This is a genomic window from Enterococcus gallinarum NBRC 100675 (genome assembly GCF_001544275.1).
GTDB classification, from domain to species: domain Bacteria; phylum Bacillota; class Bacilli; order Lactobacillales; family Enterococcaceae; genus Enterococcus_D; species Enterococcus_D gallinarum.
The window spans coordinates 30,242-47,542 of sequence record NZ_BCQE01000018.1; the positions used below are offsets into that span (position 1 = coordinate 30,242).

The window sequence follows — 17,301 nt, forward strand, 5'->3', positions numbered from 1 at the left end:
GTTTATATAAAAACGTCGCTATTTCAAATAATAACGACGTAAATAAGATTCTATTCCATTCAATCCGGAGATCTCACTCGTGGTAGTTCATTCATACTGATTCCTCCAAACAAAAAAAGCGAGAAAAATTCTCGCTTTTTTCACATCACTATTTTATTGATCTGTTTCATAAAAATCGACTGACCATTTATTAATCGGATCATGGTCTTTATTTAATAAACTAGGAACTCCGAAACCATAACCAAACCATTTACTATTTTCATCTTTGATTTCTTTCCAACCATATGCCATAGCCTCTTCTTCAGAATTAAAAACTTTCCCACTATTTCCAATCATTGCTGGAATAGGCTCCTGATCAACTACTGCAGAAGGATCAATTGCTTGAGTCGTGGTCGATCCACCTTGTTCACCACTTGTACTTGGTTGTGTCGGCGTCGTTGGTTTTTCTACTGATTGATCTGATTGCGTTGGTTGATTATCTGCTGGCTTACTTGGTTGAGCTGGTGTTTCTACTATTCCTGGAGAAACTGTTGTCCCAGCAGTAGAGCTAGTTGCCCCCTCAACAGAACCGCTTGTCACGGTTTGACTGCTGTTTGTATCACTAACAGCACCACTCATTTCTTGACTGCTTATAGCTGTTTTACCGCTACTTGCAGTTGTTCCTTGTGCTTTTTCTTCTGCTTGTTTGGCGGGCTCTTGTTTGCCTACAGGTTTATTCGCATCATTCTTATCTTGCGGGGTTACCACTGATTGCGCAACCGTTTCTCCTTTTTTATTCTTAGCAGTTACAACATTCCCATCAAAGACTAACGTATTGCCTGCGTAAATCAAATCAACATTCGCAATCTTGTTCAAATCTGCGAGTTTTTGTACCGTCAAATTCGTCGCTTGACTGATTCCCCACATGGTATCTCCCCAGACAATCGTATATTTGTTTCCTTGTGTTTTTGCAATGTCTGCTTTAATTTGATCGACTGTACGAGGTGTCCATTCAGCTGCTTCTGCTTTTTCAGTATTCATTGCTAACGCAAGTCCTCCCACAGTCACTCCAATAGCCAATACTCGTAAAATCTTCATTACACATTCCTCTTTTCATTGTTATTTTTTATTTTAAGCAATTATTATTGCTTATTTCTCTTTTTCATCTAAAGCATTTAGTTCTTCTTGAATTGCTTGATACTCACGATCTACCAACGTATCAATCACAATTCGATTAGAAATACGCACCTCAAAGTCTTTGGGTCGTGCATTCCATACACGCTTGATTGCATTTGGCTTTTCATGTGTCTCAGGGCTAATTGCAGCACTTGTTTCAGCCATCTTTTGAACTCCTCCTTACTCAATTTCTATATTCATTAGATCTACATAAGAAAAGGGTTTCAATAGGTTTTACTTTTTTTAGTACCGAATACATTTTATTTATTTTTCTATCTTCAAATCCCCTCAGCCATGACGAGCACGTCTTCGATTGGATTCTAAAACGCTCAAAACTTCTTTCGTATTGAATTGGTTATGAAAGAAAAGTAACGAATGACTTGCTACAATACTACTGTCAACAATTGCCCGACTTTGTTTCTCAATCATATCCTCATTCTTTTTCATTACATTGATCAATTAGGATCTTCACAGCGCACGTGCTTTACGGCGTGTTTAAAAATTGTCATATATGTTCCTGTTCGTGTTCCTTCTTTGTCTAGTAACGCGATCATAAAATCGTACGTTGAGATAAAGTATAGAATCCCCTCAATTCGCTTACTGTCCATAGTCACAATCGTTACTCTTTTATTCAAGAAAAAGTTTAACCCTGTAGGTGTTCGTTGCTGTCGTCGTTCATCCGTTCTTGTGTGCTTTGGTCCTCTGACTGCCACCCTAGGCTCTTTATTCTTATTCGTTTTTTTTATTGACATATTTCCATTCCCTTCCAATCGTTTTCTTTTGTAGACTAGCCTTTTTTCGTTTGCTAGTTTGTCTTTTTTACTTATTTTGACAGAAAAAACAAAGAAATGTCTGACCTCGCAAGGTTTCTAGCGTTCGCAACCTCAAACTCGTAGAAAGAAAGAATCGCTCCCTTGAAAACAAATGAACGATTACTCGTCATTTTTTGTTTTCGTGCTAGCTGAGTCTTCGCAACTCTCCTCCCTAGTATGTGCCTCACCCATCCAAACGCACCGCTTCTTCTAGCCGTACTATTTTAGGCGTTTTATCCTTCCTAAGCTCCGAATAGGCACGCTGATCAGCTTAGAAAGTTCTGTTGATATTCAGTTGTCAAGGATCTGGAAAAACATATCAAAAAACAGTTTACGTGTGTCGCTTCAGTTCAACCCTAGTTCAAGGGATTCCTTCCACCAGGTAGCTTTGCTTTTTATCATCAAATGTTTCTGAAAAGCAAGTACGTTTCGTGTCCGTGCGCTGCTTTTTAATAGCTTTTCACGCTAGTTTTAAATAAACTAACAAACGAAAAAAGGCTAGTTTGTTGGTTCAGTATATTTCTTTTAATTTTGCATAGTGCTCTCGCAAAGTGGTTAACGGTTGTTGCGGACAACCACGACAAGCCACAATCTTTCCATCTAAGAAAATCGACTTGATTTGCGAAAAAAACAGTTCCGCTTCTTCATCAATCCCTAGTTCTCTTGTAACAATTACTTGCTTCTTTCCTGAATCATCCACAATAATCCGACTAAGCTTCCGTTGAGAGATTTTCCATCGCTGCCGATTGAATAGCGTTACTTCACAACAAATTCTTTCTAAATGTAAAGGCGTTAATTCCAACAAAATACCACCTCCTTATCATAGATATATTGTAAAAGGCAATTGGCGTATTTTACTTTCAGCCTGTATCGGCTTCAAATAAGTCTAGCTGATCACTTCTACGATACGCTTTAAAAAAAGGAGCGATTGTTGTTTCTAATTCTTCATTTGTTAGCAAGAATAACTGCTTTAGCCGAAACAAATACACTTGTTGCTTATCTCGCGTGCGTTTTAAACACTGCTTTAAAAATGTTCGTATCGACATCAAAATAATTCCTCCTCCTTTTCCACGCTTACTACGATAAAAAATTTTTCTTTCTTCTTTTAATTCTTTTAAAAGTCGATCAAGACTACGTGCAGGAATGCCTATCTTCTCTTGTAGCTCTTTTTTGGTACTTTCTATGTACGCTAATCCTTCGGCTTCTACTCGTTTTAGATAATCTAAAAGATCTACTCGCCATTCATGTTTGTGACTATATTCTCGTTGTTCTCGTGGCTTTTTGAACTTCCACCATCCTCGTCGCTGGATAAACAACTCTTTTTCCTGGATATCTGCAGCAATCCATTCTTGACACAATTCTAGGATAAAATCTCGTCGAGCTGCTCGATAATTGCTAGAGTAGGCACTCTTTACAATCGTTTCTACTTCTTTTTCAGCTAATGGTTCTCTCAAGCGTTCGTTGAATTCAAACATGTTGTACTCACAAGTTTCTTGCCCATAACCAGAAGAAAAATAGGCGAGAGAAAGAGTGAAAATCACATTATTTCTTCCTAAACGTCCCTCTCCTCCGATAATGTTAGCTTTTCGTAGTAACAAATCAAACCAAGGTTCGTCCACTTGGCGATATACTTTTTTCTCAGGAAACACAATTAATTTCGCGTTTCTTTCTGCTTCACCTCTCTGGTTAGAGGCTGTTTTCATCGACCAATTGATCCACTCTGAAAATGAATACTGATTCTCTGATTCGTAAAACACAATATTTCTTTTATTCGGAAATCGAGCAATACCAAAATGATTACAGCCACTATCTACACCGACTAACTGTTTTGCCAGCTGTGATCGGATAGTCATTGAAATTCGCTTTGCTACTTCGATTACTTTGAAATTGCTTTTACTTGTAACATAAGCCGGTGAACTTAATAAAAAATAGACTTGATAACCAAAATCGGATTCTAGAATCAACGTTGGCATAAAACCTAGCTGATCGATACATGCCAGGATAATTTCTCCTTCATGATTTTCTTTTGAATCGATATCAACAACAAACGTATTGATTTGACGCAGATTTTTTTCAAAATGTCCTTTAACAACTAATCGTCTTGTGTCAGTATATTCTCCATATCGATAAACATTTGGCGTCCAGTGTGTAATCGTATCAGCTTGTTCTTCAATCGCTTCTAAAGAAGTAATGACGATTCCTCTGGAAACAGATAAGGCTTCTTTTGAATAGTAAATAAAAATCGAGCCTTTCTTTTCTTCTTCAACAAAGCCTATCGGCTTCAGCTGACTATTCCTAAACTTGTAAGTACGTAATCCATTTTTCAAAAAAATTTTAAGCACTTTTTTTCTCCTTTCTGTTTTAAAATTGAGCAAACAAAAAACTCTGTATAAGGTTGCTTACACAGAGTTTTTAATCATTGTTATTTAATTTTTTGAGAGAATTCCAATTATTAGAAATTTCTAATTTAACAGTTGGCATTCAGGTAAAAATTAGACACTTACTTGCACAATCTACTGAAATTCAGAAGGTTTGCACTGATTTATTGGCAGATGTGAGGTCCCCTTCGCGGGAAACGGATGGTAAAGGTGCTTTTGAATAAAAGTCTCTTTCTTTAAAGATCTGCTAACTGATCTTGGTCAAGCAGCCACACCGTTCGCTTATTGCGGCGGATCCATAGTTTCTCTTCAAAGCGTTTTAATTTTCTTGAAAGAGTTTCGGGTGTGGTTCCTAAAAACAACGCCAGCTCCTTCATTTTCATAGGCAGCACAACTTGATCTGATTCGGCAACTTTTGCTAGATCTAGTAGATAAGTTGCTAATCGTTCATCAACTTTTTCCATCATCAGAAAGCGTGCTTGCTGTTCGACTTTTAGCATTTTTTGCGCATTTATTTCTAATAATTTCAAACTTAGCTGGGGGTAATCCAGCAACAGCTGCGTAAAATCTCGCTGTTTGAGAACACAAACTTCTGTTTTCTCCAACGCTTCTCCAAACAATAGTTCGTTTCGAACACCAAATAGTTGTTTCTCTCCCTCATAGCCACCGGGTTCAATGACACGCAGGACTTGCTCTTTGCCATTAGCGGAAAGCTGATAGACCTTCAAGCTTCCACGAGCAACGATCACTAACTGATCAGCACTGGTTGGGGTAAATATCAGTTCCCCTTTTTCCTTAATGTGATGTGTAACCAGCATGTGAATCACTCGTTGATCCGTTTCATCTAAATGATTGAACAATGGCACTAATGAAACACACATATGATCCTTTGCCATGGAAATCCTCTCCTATTCGTTACCAGTTTCCCCGCAAAATTGTCCTATCCAAGGAATCAATGGCCTTGCAATCACGCAGAAACTTCTTTAGAAAACTCAAAAACTCAGTCCTGCCGAACTTCTTTTATGGAATGTCTCAAACAGCAACAACAGCTGCGATTGCTCAACAGCCATGCATGTTAACACGCGACGTTTCTTTTTTAATGTACCACTTTTTTTGAGCATCGTACACCCACCAATTAGCACTAGTGTTGACATAAATTTCTGGAAGTTTACTACTTGATGCACCCATTCAAGGATTCCTTCTTCATCAATACTGTTGAGACTAAATCTCCTTGTTGAAGCCTACCCGACTGCTTTGAAATAAGCCATTAATCCCGTGATCGTCTAACGGCTAAATCTATACACGAAAAAATAATTAACGATAGTAATAGAAAAGATCCATTATCCCTTTCCTATTAACTTCCTTCGGCTTCATTCCTTTGTTTCAAGTAATATCAAGCCAACTCTTTTAGTTGAATCCCTTCAACGACATAACCTAGCGTTTCGATCACTTGTTGGATTTCTTGCGGAGTGATGATTTCTGGTTGAAATTCTACTTTTACTTTACTGGCATTGAACAGAACATTCACTTTTGTTACACCAGACTGGCGACTCAACCCTTGTTCGATTTTTTGCATACAAGATGGACAAGTTAAGGTTTGTAATTGAATAATTGATTTCATGACTATTCCTCCTTTATTGATAGTCTTATTTTAATTCTTCTTGTGTCACTAATAATTGATTTGTATCAAGTTTTGACTTATTTGGTTTCGCCAGCAAGCGCATCGCGTTCAAGACAACAAGCAAAATACTTAACTCATGGAAAAACATCCCGCTGGCCATATAGATGAAGCCAAAGACCAAACCTACTAACAAGAATAAAACAGTTCCTAACGCAATCAGAATGTTTTCTTTCATCTTTCTGACGGTTCTTTTCGTTAGTTGATAGGCATAATTTAGTTGCTCGATCCGTGATTGAATCAATACAATATCAGAGGTTTCGACTGCCACATCTGTCCCATTGCCCATCGCAATCCCAATATCAGCAAGTGCAATTGAAGGACTATCATTGATGCCATCTCCCACAAAAGCAACTATCTCCCCTTTTTTCTGTAAATGTCGAATAAAGTCCGCTTTTTCTTCAGGTAAAAGCTCACCATGAATCTCTGTTAACCCTAACGTGTGGCCAATCAAATTTGCGGTGTGTTGATGGTCTCCCGTCAGCATGATCAGCCGTTTTATGCCGCTTTTTCTCAGTGCATGAATCGTTTCTGATGCCCCTGAACGAATCGCATCTTTGATACCAAATAATTGAGTCAATTGCTGATCACACGCTACTAAAACGATTGAATGACCCTGTCCTCGTAATTCATCTTCCTGCCGTTGTACCTCCATCGATAGCTCGATCCCTTGTTCAATCATAAATTGTCTGTTACCGATCAACACATCATGGCCATTTGCAACCGCCTGTACACCGCGTCCCTTATGGATCTTCGTCTGCTCCACATGGACTGCTTCCCAACTTTCCCCGACAGTTCTTGCATACTGAAGAATCGCTTGACCTAATGGATGATCGGATTCTGCTTCTACGGCTGCCGTTAAGGCTAAATCGTCTTTATCGGTAAAAATCTTTGCGGCAGTCACACTTGGCTTGCCTTCAGTCAATGTCCCTGTTTTATCAAAAACAATCGTATCGACACGGCTGAAAGTAGCCATGACTTCGCTGCCTTTAATCAGTACTCCATTCTTGGCACCATTCCCGATCCCCGCAACATTGGCTACCGGAACACCGATAATAAGCGCTCCGGGGCATCCTAGCACCAGTAGCGTGATCGCTAGACGAATCTCTTTAGTAATCAAGCCTATGAGAACAGCCAGCACCAAAATCAGAGGTGTATAATAGGTGGCAAAACGGTCAATCAAACGTTCGGCAGCTGATTTGCTATCTTGTGCCTCTTCAACGAGTTCAATGATTTTACCAAATGTCGTCTCTTCTCCAACTTTTTGAGCTCGGATTTTTAATGTACCGTTTTCGAGAATCGTTCCTGCAAAAACCATTGCGCCTACTGCTTTTCTAACAAGTTCAGCTTCTCCCGTCACTGCTGCTTCTTTTAAGTAGCCCGATCCTTCAACAATCATGCCATCCACTGGCACTTGAGCACCTGCTTTCACCAGCAAGCGATCCCCCACTTTGACTTCTTCAATTGCTACTTCTGCCGTCTTTTCAACGGCGTCTTCATTCGCTGAGGGGATATATTTCCAGGCTTTTGCCGGCGACATATTGATGAGAGATTGAATTGCTGATCGCGTATGGGCTAACGTTTTTTGTTCAAGAACATGACCAAACAAAAAAAGAAAGGTCACAATAGCTGATTCATTGTATTCCCCAATAAAAAGGGCGCCCAGCACTGCCACAGTCACTAATAAGTCAATACTAAGGACTTTCACTTTTGCCGCTTGATAAGCTTGGATAGCAATGGGAAGACCACCAATAACAGAAGCAATAAACAAGCAACTCTCATAGAGTACCTGCTGCTGCAATAAATATTTCCCACCAAATGCAGTGACGATCAGACAACCGCTGATTATTGTCAGCAACACTTGGTTTGCTTGTATCTTTTTTTGGATCTTCAATGTCTCCACTCCTTTTTTGTTTGTAGGGATGATTCAGCGCTAGTTTAACGAAAAGGAGCGAAAAACAAATTGATTTGTATCAAGAAAAAAAGAGCTGCAACATAAGTAGCAACTCGAGGATACTGAATGGCACAATACATCGTGCAAGCCAAAGAGACCTGCTGGATCCTAGTCCTTATTGGGGGGTCTCGGTTGAAAACATATGTTACACCTCTTAAAGGGTGAGTTAGAATGCTTGTAAATTAAAAGTGATCGTATCAGCTTTTTTCAAAAACAGCTCTTGGGCACCTTTATCACTCATTTCATTATTGACTGTATAGACCCAAAATACATTGTTCTTTTGATCTTGACTCATTCCATCGATCGAAGTGATAAAGCCATCTTTTTCTTCAATCGTAAAGTTTTCTTTCATTACTTTCAGTAGTGATTCATTTTCTTGAAAAGCAACTTCTTTTGAGGTGACTTCCTCACCTTTATTCGTGATAACAATCGTAGCTGTTAATTGTTTCTGATCAACAGAACGTTCTGTGCTTTCTACACTTTGTGCATTTTGGGTATTTTCTGAAGATGTACGCGTGTTTCCTTGACAGCCACTAGTGACAAATAATCCCCCTAACAACACGATTACGACTAACAATTTTTTCATTTATTTATTCCTTCCCGACATACGTCATTAAAATCTACTCTTTTATCCATCGAAAAACATACTAAATATTTACTGAAACACAGGTATATCCCTTATCTCTTCAATCACTAATGATCTATTTTTACAAACCACATTTCAATTGAATTTTACAATTGGTACATGTACTACAACCGCCAATTTCTTCTATTGTTCCTTCATGACAGATGGGACAAATGTCACCAGAAAACACTGGTTCATTCGTTTGGGTGGTAAATTGATCTTCTGCTGGTTCTACTTGAGTGTTCATTTCATTGTCGATTGCTTCCAAAGTCAATACTTGTGAATCACGGCTGCCATCCACGTATACAGTACCGCCTTTGGCACCACCATCGTAGAGATCCATATAGACTTTCGCCACCTGACTTACAGAATACCCTTTCGGTGCATTGACAGTTTTTGAAATCGAACTATCCACCCAGCGTTGAATCGCACATTGAACACCAACATGTTCTTCTGGGGTCAGTTCCATTGCTGAAATGAAGAAGTCTGGCAGCTGATCTTTGTCTTGTTCCGGATGATTCGCAAGATATTCTTCAACAATTGCTGCATTGATCTCAATAAATTTGCCTAATCTGCCACTTCTAAAATAGGAGAAGGAGTAGTAAGGCTCTAATCCTGTTGACACACCGGTCATCGTTCCCGTCGATCCTGTTGGTGCGACAGTCAAAAGATGTGAGTTGCGAATCCCAAATTGCATCACCCCTTCACGAATATAGGCTGGCATTTTTTTCATATACCCTGTGTCAATAAACTTCTCTCGTAATGCTTGTGTCTCTTGATCGTCTTTCCCAATCAAAAATGGAAAACTGCCCTTTTCTTTTGCTAAATTAATGGAGGCTTCATAGGCGGTGATAGCAATCGTCTCAAAAATCTGATCGACTAATTGATTGCCTTCTGCTGAACCATAAGTTTTCTCACAATAGATCAGTAGATAGGCTAAGCCCATGATGCCAAGTCCAACACGTCTTTCACCTTTCGCTTGGCGCTCATTTTTATCAAAGAAGTAAGGGGTCGCATCAATGACATTGTCTTGAAAACGAACTGCGGTTTTAACCGTTTCTCTTAATTTAGCAAAATCAACTGTCCCCGTTTGATGATCGGCCATGTTTGCCAAATTGACTGCTGCTAGATTACATACAGCATAAGGTGTTAACGGCTGTTCACCACAAGGATTCGTCGCAACCACTTTTTGCCCATAGGCTGTAGCATTGGTCATTTTATTGGCATTATCGATAAAGAAGATACCGGGTTCAGCTGAGTACGTGGCACAAAAAGTGATCAAATTCCACAATTCACGAGCCCTGATCCTTTGATAGGTTTTTACTTTATGACCGGCGGCTTCCCATTCTCGTACATCTCCGACTTCTGCCCACTTTGCATCGTATTCCGCCATTTCTTCTTCGGAATAATTATCGATATCTGGGAAACGCAGTGCATACCAATCGTCTTTCTTTACTGCATCCATGAATTCTTCTGTCAAACAAACAGAAATATTCGCTCCAGTCAAGAAGTCGCTGTTTTTAACCGTATAACTTCCTCCATGCCGTAGCTTTTCTTTTGCTGTCTTGATCATTTCATTTTGCTCGGTATCTGATGATTCTGGAAGCTGAGCAATATGAGTATACATTTTTTCTTCCATTTTTGACAAAGGATCAAAATGAAGTTTTTCATTGATTAACTGTTTGATGGTGTCATTTTTCAATGTTTTGTTTAACTGCAGCAATACTGCAGGATTCTGGATTTTAGAAATAATGAACGCCAAAATGTCTGGATGCCAGTCAGCCATCATGATCATCTGTGCGCCGCGACGACTTCCCCCTTGCTCGACCAGATTCGTCAAATTGGCTAAGTCATTCAACCAAGAGACGGCACCAGAGGATCGCCCGCTGACACCATGGACCACACAAGCTTTTGGCCGTAAAGTTGAACCATTAGTACCAACTCCTCCGCCCCGACTCATAATCTCCATCACTTCTTGTCTGTGTACAGCGATTCCTTTACGAGAGTCGTGAATGAAAGGCATCACAAAGCAATTGAAATAGGTAACTTGAGACTTAGTACCAGCGCCATAAAGGACTCGACCTGCTGGAATCAGATTTTGTTCGGCAATCTGCTGATAAAACTGCTCAAGAAACAACTCCTGCTCTAACTCTTTATCGGAAATCCCTCTAGCGACTCGGCGAGCGATTTGTTCGAAATAAAGTTCCAGTGGTTTTTCGATCTCATTTTTCCGTCGTTTGACAAGACCACTAACTTGTTCAGCAGTATTTTCTATAGCTGAGCGATACTCTTCTTCAACCTCTATGGAGACCATGTCGTCATCAATAGACTTTACCCATCCGATGCCTCGAGCAGGATATTGAGGATCTTCTTTTGTGGTTAAAATAACCAAATCACCCTTATCTAATGTTTGGTGGTTTTGATCCTTGAAAGAATAGCGATCGAGCATGATCAAGCGAGAAATTCCTTCAAATGTGTTCGTCATCTCAGTAGTGATTGCTGAGACTTCTGGGAACATATGAATGTCCTCGTTTAGCTTGCTTATCGTTTGTTTACTGTAAATCATTTTTTGTGCCACCTTCCCATACTCAACATATTGTGTCTGGAATTCATTATCACACTACATAATGTGTTTTTCAATCTTGAAATTTATTTTTTTTCATGTATAATGAGAACAATTATCAATTAGAAAGACGGCGATTTCGATGTTCCAGCCTCATAGCCATATATTTTCCGTTCAAAAAATTTCTCTATTAGCACTCCTTACTGCGTCTTGTATCGTTGGACGCTTATTTTTTGTCTGGATCCCCAACGTTCAGCCCATGAGTGCTGTTTTATTTTTATTAGCCCTGGCAGGCAGTTTGTCTGATGCTTTGATCGTTGCTTTATTGAGTTTGCTTGGTACAAATATCTATTTAGGGATGGGGCCTTGGACGATCAGCCAATTTGTAGCACTGGCTGCTATGATTACTTTTTTTCATCTGGGAGGAAAAATATCTCTCATAAAGCAAAGCCGCTTAATCCAAGCACTTCTAGCGTTCATTTGTGGTATTCTATACGGTTTGATCGTTTCTATGATGGAAGTTTGGCTTTATCAGTTTCCTTCTTTTACAGCCTATTATCTTCAAGGCTTCGTATTTGATTTGTTTCATGCTAGCGGAAACTTCCTGTTTTATTTGATCTTATTCCCCGTATTTGAGCGAATGATGCCCGCATTAAATAAATGGAGAAAATAGAAAAGCGTAATCTTTGCTCGAACCATCACCAAATTAGGAGCACTTACCAACTCTTTTGTCAAAGAAACGTGAAGCGGATTCGTCAAAAAAAATCTTTTTACCAAGTTAGCCTAGGCTTCTTAACAAGGTAAAAAGATTTTTATTGTTTGAAGAGAACTTTCTGATTCACTGTTCCTGTTTTATCCTATTTTTCTGTTGTGGGTAGTCAAGGCGATGCAACTGATAGAGTGCGTCTTCTTCCGTTTTGACTAACGAAAAATTCAGTTTTTCTAAAAGTTTTATCGAAGCTAGATTTCCAGGCGCTACCTCTGCTTTTACTGATTGAACACCTTGATCAAACAGCCACTGTATCGTCGCTTGAATCACTTCTGAGCCGTATCCTTTTTGAGACTCATGAGGATGGATCGTGTAACCGATCCAGAAAAAATCTGCTTCATTTTTTAAATAGATATCACCGATCAGCCGTTCATCTAAAGTGTGCACAACTGCTAAATTTTTGCCTTCAGAAAAACTTTTTGTATGCAGCAGTTCTTTGATATACGCAGCTTTTTCCATGTTTTTGAAACCTTGGTACTTCATCCACTCTAAATCATTTCTATAGGTCATAACTGTTGGGATATCTTCGATCCTAAAATCACGGATAAAACAACGTGGTGTGCAAAAATACATGATACCCCTCCTCATTGCATCTTGACCCTTATCTCAAGTAGAGAGTCAACTGACGTTTTGCTTATTGAAAATAGACTCGCTAGTTCCTTGATCTTGGGTGAACAAAAATTTTTTCGTAAGAAAGAACCTTGACTTTCTTTTGATTCATTTGAGCAATGGTTTCTTTAGTGGGCCGAAAACCTAACGATCGCCAAAATTTACCCGCTGGTTGATTATTCAATAAAACGGCCAAGGCTAGTTTCGTCATCCCTTCAGAAAGAAGAATTTCTTCTAATTTATGAACGATTGCTTTCCCGTGTCCTTGCCTCTTTTCATTGATCAACAATAATCCAATATAAGCGGTTTGCTCTTCTGGATAGTCAACTAAGTAGTCAAGGATCGCCACCGGCTTTGTATCCTTTCTAACTAAAAAAAAGCGTTTATTTTCTTTCTTTACTGATTCAGGCTTATCTACCATATCTTGTTTTAATAACTGCAAGGAAGCCACATCATCCGTTAAAGAAAAATACGGCTGATTATTTAAATAGATGGAAACAGCTTCCTGTTCATTTGCGTCAGTCACTCTCTCGAAAGTAAACATTGGTCAACTCCTTTAAAACTTTTTCTTTTGTGATTGTCTCAAGTCATTTTCTTGTCTGTTCTATGCTTGATGTGCTGCAGTCTGCTGCGGTTAGCAGCCAGCAACGAAATACATTTCAATGGGATTTTTCCGTAACTTCTTTCTCTCTTTTTAGGATTGCTGTCAAATCTGCGAGATATTTCTCCTGTTGCTTCTTCAAATATCTTTTAGCAAATGGTTTCAAATAAAACTTCTTCAGCGTTATCTCTTCCGTAAAGATCATATCTGTCTGAGCACCTGATTTGGTGAATTTTCCTTGCCAACGCCCTCGCATATTTGTGTTTTCCATCGTAAATGAATACAACGTGAAAGGCTCTTTGTCGATAATCGTAAATGTTGTGGGATACCCGCTTTTTGTGTATTCGATAAACTGCCTTTCATTGATCACCTCAATTTTACTTAAATCACTTCGCCAGGAATAGTCCTGAAGATTGGTGACAATTTGCCAGATCTTTTGGATATCCTGATCAATACTGGCACGAATCGTTGCCTTGACCATAGAGTTCCTCCGTTATCGTTAATTTGTGTTGGTATCTGTCCAAGAAATGCTCATTCGTTCAACGTTCTTTTAAGAAGATTCTCATGGAACGCAGTCGCCGCTCCTTTCCATTCGTCCCTTCAATAAGTGAAGGGCTCAGACTATTTCTGTCAGGACAAATGGCTTCACATACGTTTCTACAAAGTCGACCCGATCAAGGACCGTAGGTTTGAAATACGCGGTTACAGCAATAACCAGTTTGTTTTTCGAATCAACGTAAATGACATTGCCGCTATTGCCAATTGCTGAATAGACATTCTGCTTTGGGTCTAGTATCCACCATAAATACCCATAGTGCATCTGCTGAAATTGGATTAGAGCTGGCTGCGTTGGTGTACTCATTTCTGCGATCCATTCAGCAGAGACAATTTGTTTTCCTTTGTGTCGGCCTTGGTTCAAGCAGAGTTCGCCAATTTTCGCCATATCGCTGGCTGACAAGCACAAACCATAACCAGCTGTACCAACACCCAATGGATCACAAAACCAACCCGGCTCCTTTGGCTCTTTTCCGATGGTGAACTGCTTGTGTTCTGCTGCTGTTTCGGCATGGTAATTGTGATGTCGACTAACGCCGATGGGTTCAAATCAATAGCTGTTTGCAAAATCAACCGTGGTCATTTTTGTTGCTTGGCATAATAAACCAGTCAAAATATGCAGACAAACTGTTCGATAATCAAATTGATTCGTCAACCCTTTTCTTCCACCCAAAAAGTCTAAAGAAGCTTTCGTCCAATCTTGGCTAGTACAGACTTTTGTCCAAGGATCTCCTTTTCCTTTATAAGGTGCCTGCATGGTGAGTAAGTGTTTGATGGTCACGTCATAGATCGTTTTTTCTCCTCGTTTCACGCTATAATCAGGAAAATAATCAAGGACTTTATCTTCAATACTATGAATTTTTCCCTGATCGATGGCGATTCCGATCAACAACGATACTACGCTTTTTGTCGCCGACATCACATGGCAAGCATCATTTCTCTGATAATGATTCCATTCATCTGAATAGACTTCTTCGTGGTTCTTGTATGCAACAATTTGACAAATATTTGGCTGGGTACTCGTAATCAACTCATGCAATTCTGCTTTTTTCATCATCATTCTCCTTTCAAGAATAAGCATAAATCCATTAAAAATAGATTACAAGGTTCCTTCTTCGGAGAATTAAAATTTTCAGAACAGTTTTGCATTCAATTGATTTCTTCCATGCTTTGAAAAAAGCGACACTCAAAGTCAGTTTATGACCAACAGAACCCAGTAATTAGAGAACACTACCTAAACCTTTCACAATGAGTTTAAGAGCGGAATCAGCCAATAATCGACAGGACTTTCTTTGATCACATGTCAACAATTTTTCTTACAGTATTGGCTGTTCGGATGGTCAGTTGATCCTTTACCTTTGGCTTTGCGGTCTTTGCCCACCAATTTGTTTTTTGATGTTCTTTGCGAATAAAGGACCAAAAGACAATGTCTTTATAAGGATACACTCTTTCAAAATCCGCTTTTGGTTCACCAATCTCAGTCAGTAAAACTTCAAAAGACAATGGCTTCATCATAAATATGACGTTGTCATAAATTTCTTTGTTCTCATCTCCCCACCATTCAGGAGCATTTGCTAATAATTCTTTTAGTTTGGCTTGTAAAACCACATGAATGGGAATGTCTAACTCAAAGCCGAGCTTGATCCTTGTTCTCATTTTATTGGCTAAAATCTGTGGGTCCTCTCTGTTACTGGAAAAGATAACATTGCCACTGTTTAGATAAGTGACAACATCTGTAAATTCGTCTTTCTTTAATTCTTCTTTTAATTCAGACATACTCAACTTATTTTTCCCGCCGACATTGATTCCCCTTAATAAAGCAACATATCGATCCATTCTTCTGACTCCTTTACCAGGTTCACTTTCGTTTCTGCACCAAGAACACTTTTAAAGAAAAGTTCTTTTCGTCTCTAGTCCACTTCAACACACCTATTTACTTCTAGATAAAAAGCATAGTTTTCGTAACTGCCTTGCTTTTCAACATTCATTCTGAAAGATCTTTGAAATAAAGCCCAGTTCCTTCATCCAATTCAAAGCCGTTTTTTTCCAACACAGCGATTGAAACTTGATTTTCTGGCACTGGATCTGCAATGATTCGACGAGCCTGTTCATGGCTCATGATATGGATGACGAGTGCTTTGATCAGCATATTTCCAAATCCTTTTTTGAGATACGTCTCTTCCCCAATGAAATAATCAATGCCAAATGTTCCAGCCGGCTCATGTTCCCATGGATACCCTTTAACGGTCTTTTCACACACGTAATATTGGCAGAATCCGATGGGCTTATCATCAAGAAGGACGATAAAATGATGGATATAATCAAATTCTCCTGTTTCATTTCTGATTTCCGTCAACCAATCTTCTGCCGAACCAAGCCATTTCTTGATATACTCTTTTCTTAACCAGCGATCGACTAGTTCGATCTCATTGGTCAATGGACGAAGTGTCAAACAAGTTTCTGTCATTTTCTTGCCTCCTGTTCTGCTGAATTGCCAAAAATGCTATGCTAAGTTGGTTAATATTTCTTGATAACGTTTCGTTGCTAATTGACTGGCCTGTCCCTTTTTACAAAAATTCATCTTTCCTAACTTCGGCACAACACGTTCTACAATGACTTTGCCCTCTACTAATTTTGTTTCAAATTGGTGTAACGCTTCCAAAAAGCGCTCATCTCGTTTCGCATAAGGGTAAAAGGACAAAACATACAGATAATAAAAGAGATTATATCCCCTGAAAGGGTATTCCGTCTGCATAAACAGCGTGCCAATGCCATAATGACAAGGACTGATTGGCTTTTTCAGTCTCCAATGCGTCAACAGAAACTCGATCGCAGGATGGATAACCGCTTGATTCTTTGCGAATGGACTATAGCGAAAGGCATCTAATACCGTTAATGTCGTCATCGGTGTAGAATACTCCGTTTCAGGTCCTCGACCAAAGCTATACTTGTTGCATTTCCAACCCCCATCTTCTTGCTGTGTGGAAATAAAATAGTCGAAGGTCTTAAGAAGCCGTTGATCTTCCGCATAACCGAGAACACAAAGGTTCCTTAGGGCTAACGCCGTATGGCAAGGATACAGCCCACCAGATGGGGAAGTTTTGAAACGACCATCTTCTTTCCAAGTGCTGAAAATCAGCTCCGCTGTTTCTGTTAGGATCGCATCCTGGGGAGACACTCCCAGTTCAAGTAAGTACATCGGACTTTCCAACGTGGTAAACGGAGCCCCTTTCAATAATTTTCGGTCCTCAGTCGTCCAGTAATCGGCGCCATTGTCGTATCGATGTGCGATAATCTCTTCTATGTCTTCCAAATAAAGTTTATCCATAGCCTTCTCCTCTGCCTAAATTAGACTGCAAGCAAATATAAACTGGATTTCCTGTAAAAAAACTTAGTAGCACGTCTCTAGCAACTCTCCTTGTTTCTCTGGTCAATCCTGTTCGAAGAAAACCCGATAAGCATTCGTTTTGCAGGATTTTTGTCATTTTTTCAACCGAATGTCTTGAACGGTGAGTGAAAAACTATCGCATTGATTTTCCTCAAGTTTACTATTTCCCTGTTTGAAAGTAAAATGGAGAATGAATCAATCATCTACTTCAGAA

Annotated in this window: 17 protein-coding genes and 1 pseudogene; 1 reads left to right on the forward strand and 17 read right to left on the reverse strand. The window is 39.4% G+C overall.

Going from position 1 to position 17,301, the window contains the following annotated elements; genetic code table 11:
• Positions 1–153 precede the first annotated feature (153 nt).
• The 10 genes from EG2_RS11475 to EG2_RS11520 form a co-directional block, all read right to left on the reverse strand.
• Entirely contained in the window at positions 154–1,077 is a 924-nt protein-coding gene (locus EG2_RS11475) for a LysM peptidoglycan-binding domain-containing protein (RefSeq protein ID WP_010709819.1), read from the reverse strand.
• Positions 1,078–1,128: 51 nt separating this feature from the next.
• Entirely contained in the window at positions 1,129–1,320 is a 192-nt protein-coding gene (locus tag EG2_RS11480; protein ID WP_010709820.1) for a hypothetical protein, read from the reverse strand.
• A gap of 290 nt (positions 1,321–1,610) precedes the next feature.
• The gene (locus tag EG2_RS11485) at positions 1,611–1,907 is read right to left on the reverse strand and encodes an LSm family protein (protein WP_060814850.1); all 297 of its coding nucleotides are present in this window, start codon (positions 1,905–1,907) and stop codon (positions 1,611–1,613) included.
• Between the two features lie 571 nt (positions 1,908–2,478).
• Positions 2,479–2,772 carry a hypothetical protein gene (locus EG2_RS11490; protein WP_025191764.1) on the reverse strand — a complete coding sequence of 98 codons (294 nt, stop codon included), beginning with the start codon at positions 2,770–2,772 and terminating at the stop codon, positions 2,479–2,481.
• A gap of 55 nt (positions 2,773–2,827) precedes the next feature.
• Positions 2,828–4,252 (reverse strand): primase C-terminal domain-containing protein, encoded by a 1,425-nt coding sequence (locus tag EG2_RS11495; RefSeq protein ID WP_025191765.1) that lies wholly within the window; start codon positions 4,250–4,252, stop codon positions 2,828–2,830.
• Between the two features lie 329 nt (positions 4,253–4,581).
• Positions 4,582–5,241, reverse strand: a complete 660-nt coding sequence (locus tag EG2_RS11500; protein WP_060814851.1) for a Crp/Fnr family transcriptional regulator — start codon at positions 5,239–5,241, stop codon at positions 4,582–4,584.
• 497 nt (positions 5,242–5,738) lie between these two features.
• Entirely contained in the window at positions 5,739–5,966 is a 228-nt protein-coding gene (locus EG2_RS11505; RefSeq protein ID WP_060814852.1) for a heavy-metal-associated domain-containing protein, read from the reverse strand.
• A gap of 25 nt (positions 5,967–5,991) precedes the next feature.
• On the reverse strand, positions 5,992–7,917 hold the full coding sequence (locus tag EG2_RS11510) for a heavy metal translocating P-type ATPase (RefSeq protein ID WP_060814853.1): 1,926 nt from the start codon (positions 7,915–7,917) through the stop codon (positions 5,992–5,994).
• 226 nt (positions 7,918–8,143) lie between these two features.
• Positions 8,144–8,563 carry a DUF4430 domain-containing protein gene (locus tag EG2_RS11515; RefSeq protein WP_060814854.1) on the reverse strand — a complete coding sequence of 140 codons (420 nt, stop codon included), beginning with the start codon at positions 8,561–8,563 and terminating at the stop codon, positions 8,144–8,146.
• A gap of 121 nt (positions 8,564–8,684) precedes the next feature.
• Positions 8,685–11,168 carry a vitamin B12-dependent ribonucleotide reductase gene (locus tag EG2_RS11520; protein ID WP_060814855.1) on the reverse strand — a complete coding sequence of 828 codons (2,484 nt, stop codon included), beginning with the start codon at positions 11,166–11,168 and terminating at the stop codon, positions 8,685–8,687.
• Positions 11,169–11,307: 139 nt separating this feature from the next.
• Between EG2_RS11520 and EG2_RS11525 the strand changes: the two genes are divergently transcribed.
• On the forward strand, positions 11,308–11,838 hold the full coding sequence (locus tag EG2_RS11525) for a hypothetical protein (protein WP_060814856.1): 531 nt from the start codon (positions 11,308–11,310) through the stop codon (positions 11,836–11,838).
• A gap of 165 nt (positions 11,839–12,003) precedes the next feature.
• Here the strand turns inward: EG2_RS11525 and EG2_RS19685 are convergent, their stop codons facing one another.
• From EG2_RS19685 to EG2_RS11560, 7 genes and pseudogenes are all read right to left on the reverse strand, one after another.
• Entirely contained in the window at positions 12,004–12,507 is a 504-nt protein-coding gene (locus EG2_RS19685; protein ID WP_228073945.1) for a GNAT family N-acetyltransferase, read from the reverse strand.
• Positions 12,508–12,586: 79 nt separating this feature from the next.
• Positions 12,587–13,087: a GNAT family N-acetyltransferase gene (locus tag EG2_RS11535; protein WP_003127245.1), complete on the reverse strand. Its 501-nt coding sequence runs from the start codon at positions 13,085–13,087 to the stop codon at positions 12,587–12,589.
• Between the two features lie 115 nt (positions 13,088–13,202).
• Positions 13,203–13,625 carry an SRPBCC family protein gene (locus EG2_RS11540; RefSeq protein ID WP_060814857.1) on the reverse strand — a complete coding sequence of 141 codons (423 nt, stop codon included), beginning with the start codon at positions 13,623–13,625 and terminating at the stop codon, positions 13,203–13,205.
• 135 nt (positions 13,626–13,760) lie between these two features.
• Positions 13,761–14,753, reverse strand: a pseudogene (locus EG2_RS11545) (serine hydrolase domain-containing protein).
• 242 nt (positions 14,754–14,995) lie between these two features.
• Positions 14,996–15,535 carry a DUF1697 domain-containing protein gene (locus tag EG2_RS11550; protein ID WP_060814858.1) on the reverse strand — a complete coding sequence of 180 codons (540 nt, stop codon included), beginning with the start codon at positions 15,533–15,535 and terminating at the stop codon, positions 14,996–14,998.
• A 148-nt stretch (positions 15,536–15,683) separates the two neighbouring features.
• On the reverse strand, positions 15,684–16,166 hold the full coding sequence (locus tag EG2_RS11555) for a GNAT family N-acetyltransferase (protein WP_113849782.1): 483 nt from the start codon (positions 16,164–16,166) through the stop codon (positions 15,684–15,686).
• A 36-nt stretch (positions 16,167–16,202) separates the two neighbouring features.
• The gene (locus tag EG2_RS11560; protein WP_060814859.1) at positions 16,203–17,027 is read right to left on the reverse strand and encodes a prenyltransferase/squalene oxidase repeat-containing protein; all 825 of its coding nucleotides are present in this window, start codon (positions 17,025–17,027) and stop codon (positions 16,203–16,205) included.
• Positions 17,028–17,301: the final 274 nt, after the last annotated feature.

Bases quoted from the DNA above. Each gene is read 5' to 3' on its own strand.
- EG2_RS11475 (WP_010709819.1), bottom strand. From the start codon at position 1,077: ATGAAGATTTTACGAGTATTGGCTATTGGAGTGACTGTGGGAGGACTT.
- EG2_RS11480 (WP_010709820.1), bottom strand. From the start codon at position 1,320: ATGGCTGAAACAAGTGCTGCAATTAGCCCTGAGACACATGAAAAGCCA.
- EG2_RS11485 (WP_060814850.1), bottom strand. From the start codon at position 1,907: ATGTCAATAAAAAAAACGAATAAGAATAAAGAGCCTAGGGTGGCAGTC.
- EG2_RS11500 (WP_060814851.1), bottom strand. From the start codon at position 5,241: ATGGCAAAGGATCATATGTGTGTTTCATTAGTGCCATTGTTCAATCAT.
- EG2_RS11505 (WP_060814852.1), bottom strand. From the start codon at position 5,966: ATGAAATCAATTATTCAATTACAAACCTTAACTTGTCCATCTTGTATG.
- EG2_RS11515 (WP_060814854.1), bottom strand. From the start codon at position 8,563: ATGAAAAAATTGTTAGTCGTAATCGTGTTGTTAGGGGGATTATTTGTC.
- EG2_RS11520 (WP_060814855.1), bottom strand. From the start codon at position 11,168: ATGATTTACAGTAAACAAACGATAAGCAAGCTAAACGAGGACATTCAT.
- EG2_RS11525 (WP_060814856.1), top strand. From the start codon at position 11,308: ATGTTCCAGCCTCATAGCCATATATTTTCCGTTCAAAAAATTTCTCTA.
- EG2_RS19685 (WP_228073945.1), bottom strand. From the start codon at position 12,507: ATGTATTTTTGCACACCACGTTGTTTTATCCGTGATTTTAGGATCGAA.
- EG2_RS11535 (WP_003127245.1), bottom strand. From the start codon at position 13,087: ATGTTTACTTTCGAGAGAGTGACTGACGCAAATGAACAGGAAGCTGTT.
- EG2_RS11540 (WP_060814857.1), bottom strand. From the start codon at position 13,625: ATGGTCAAGGCAACGATTCGTGCCAGTATTGATCAGGATATCCAAAAG.
- EG2_RS11550 (WP_060814858.1), bottom strand. From the start codon at position 15,535: ATGGATCGATATGTTGCTTTATTAAGGGGAATCAATGTCGGCGGGAAA.
- EG2_RS11555 (WP_113849782.1), bottom strand. From the start codon at position 16,166: ATGACAGAAACTTGTTTGACACTTCGTCCATTGACCAATGAGATCGAA.
- EG2_RS11560 (WP_060814859.1), bottom strand. From the start codon at position 17,027: ATGGATAAACTTTATTTGGAAGACATAGAAGAGATTATCGCACATCGA.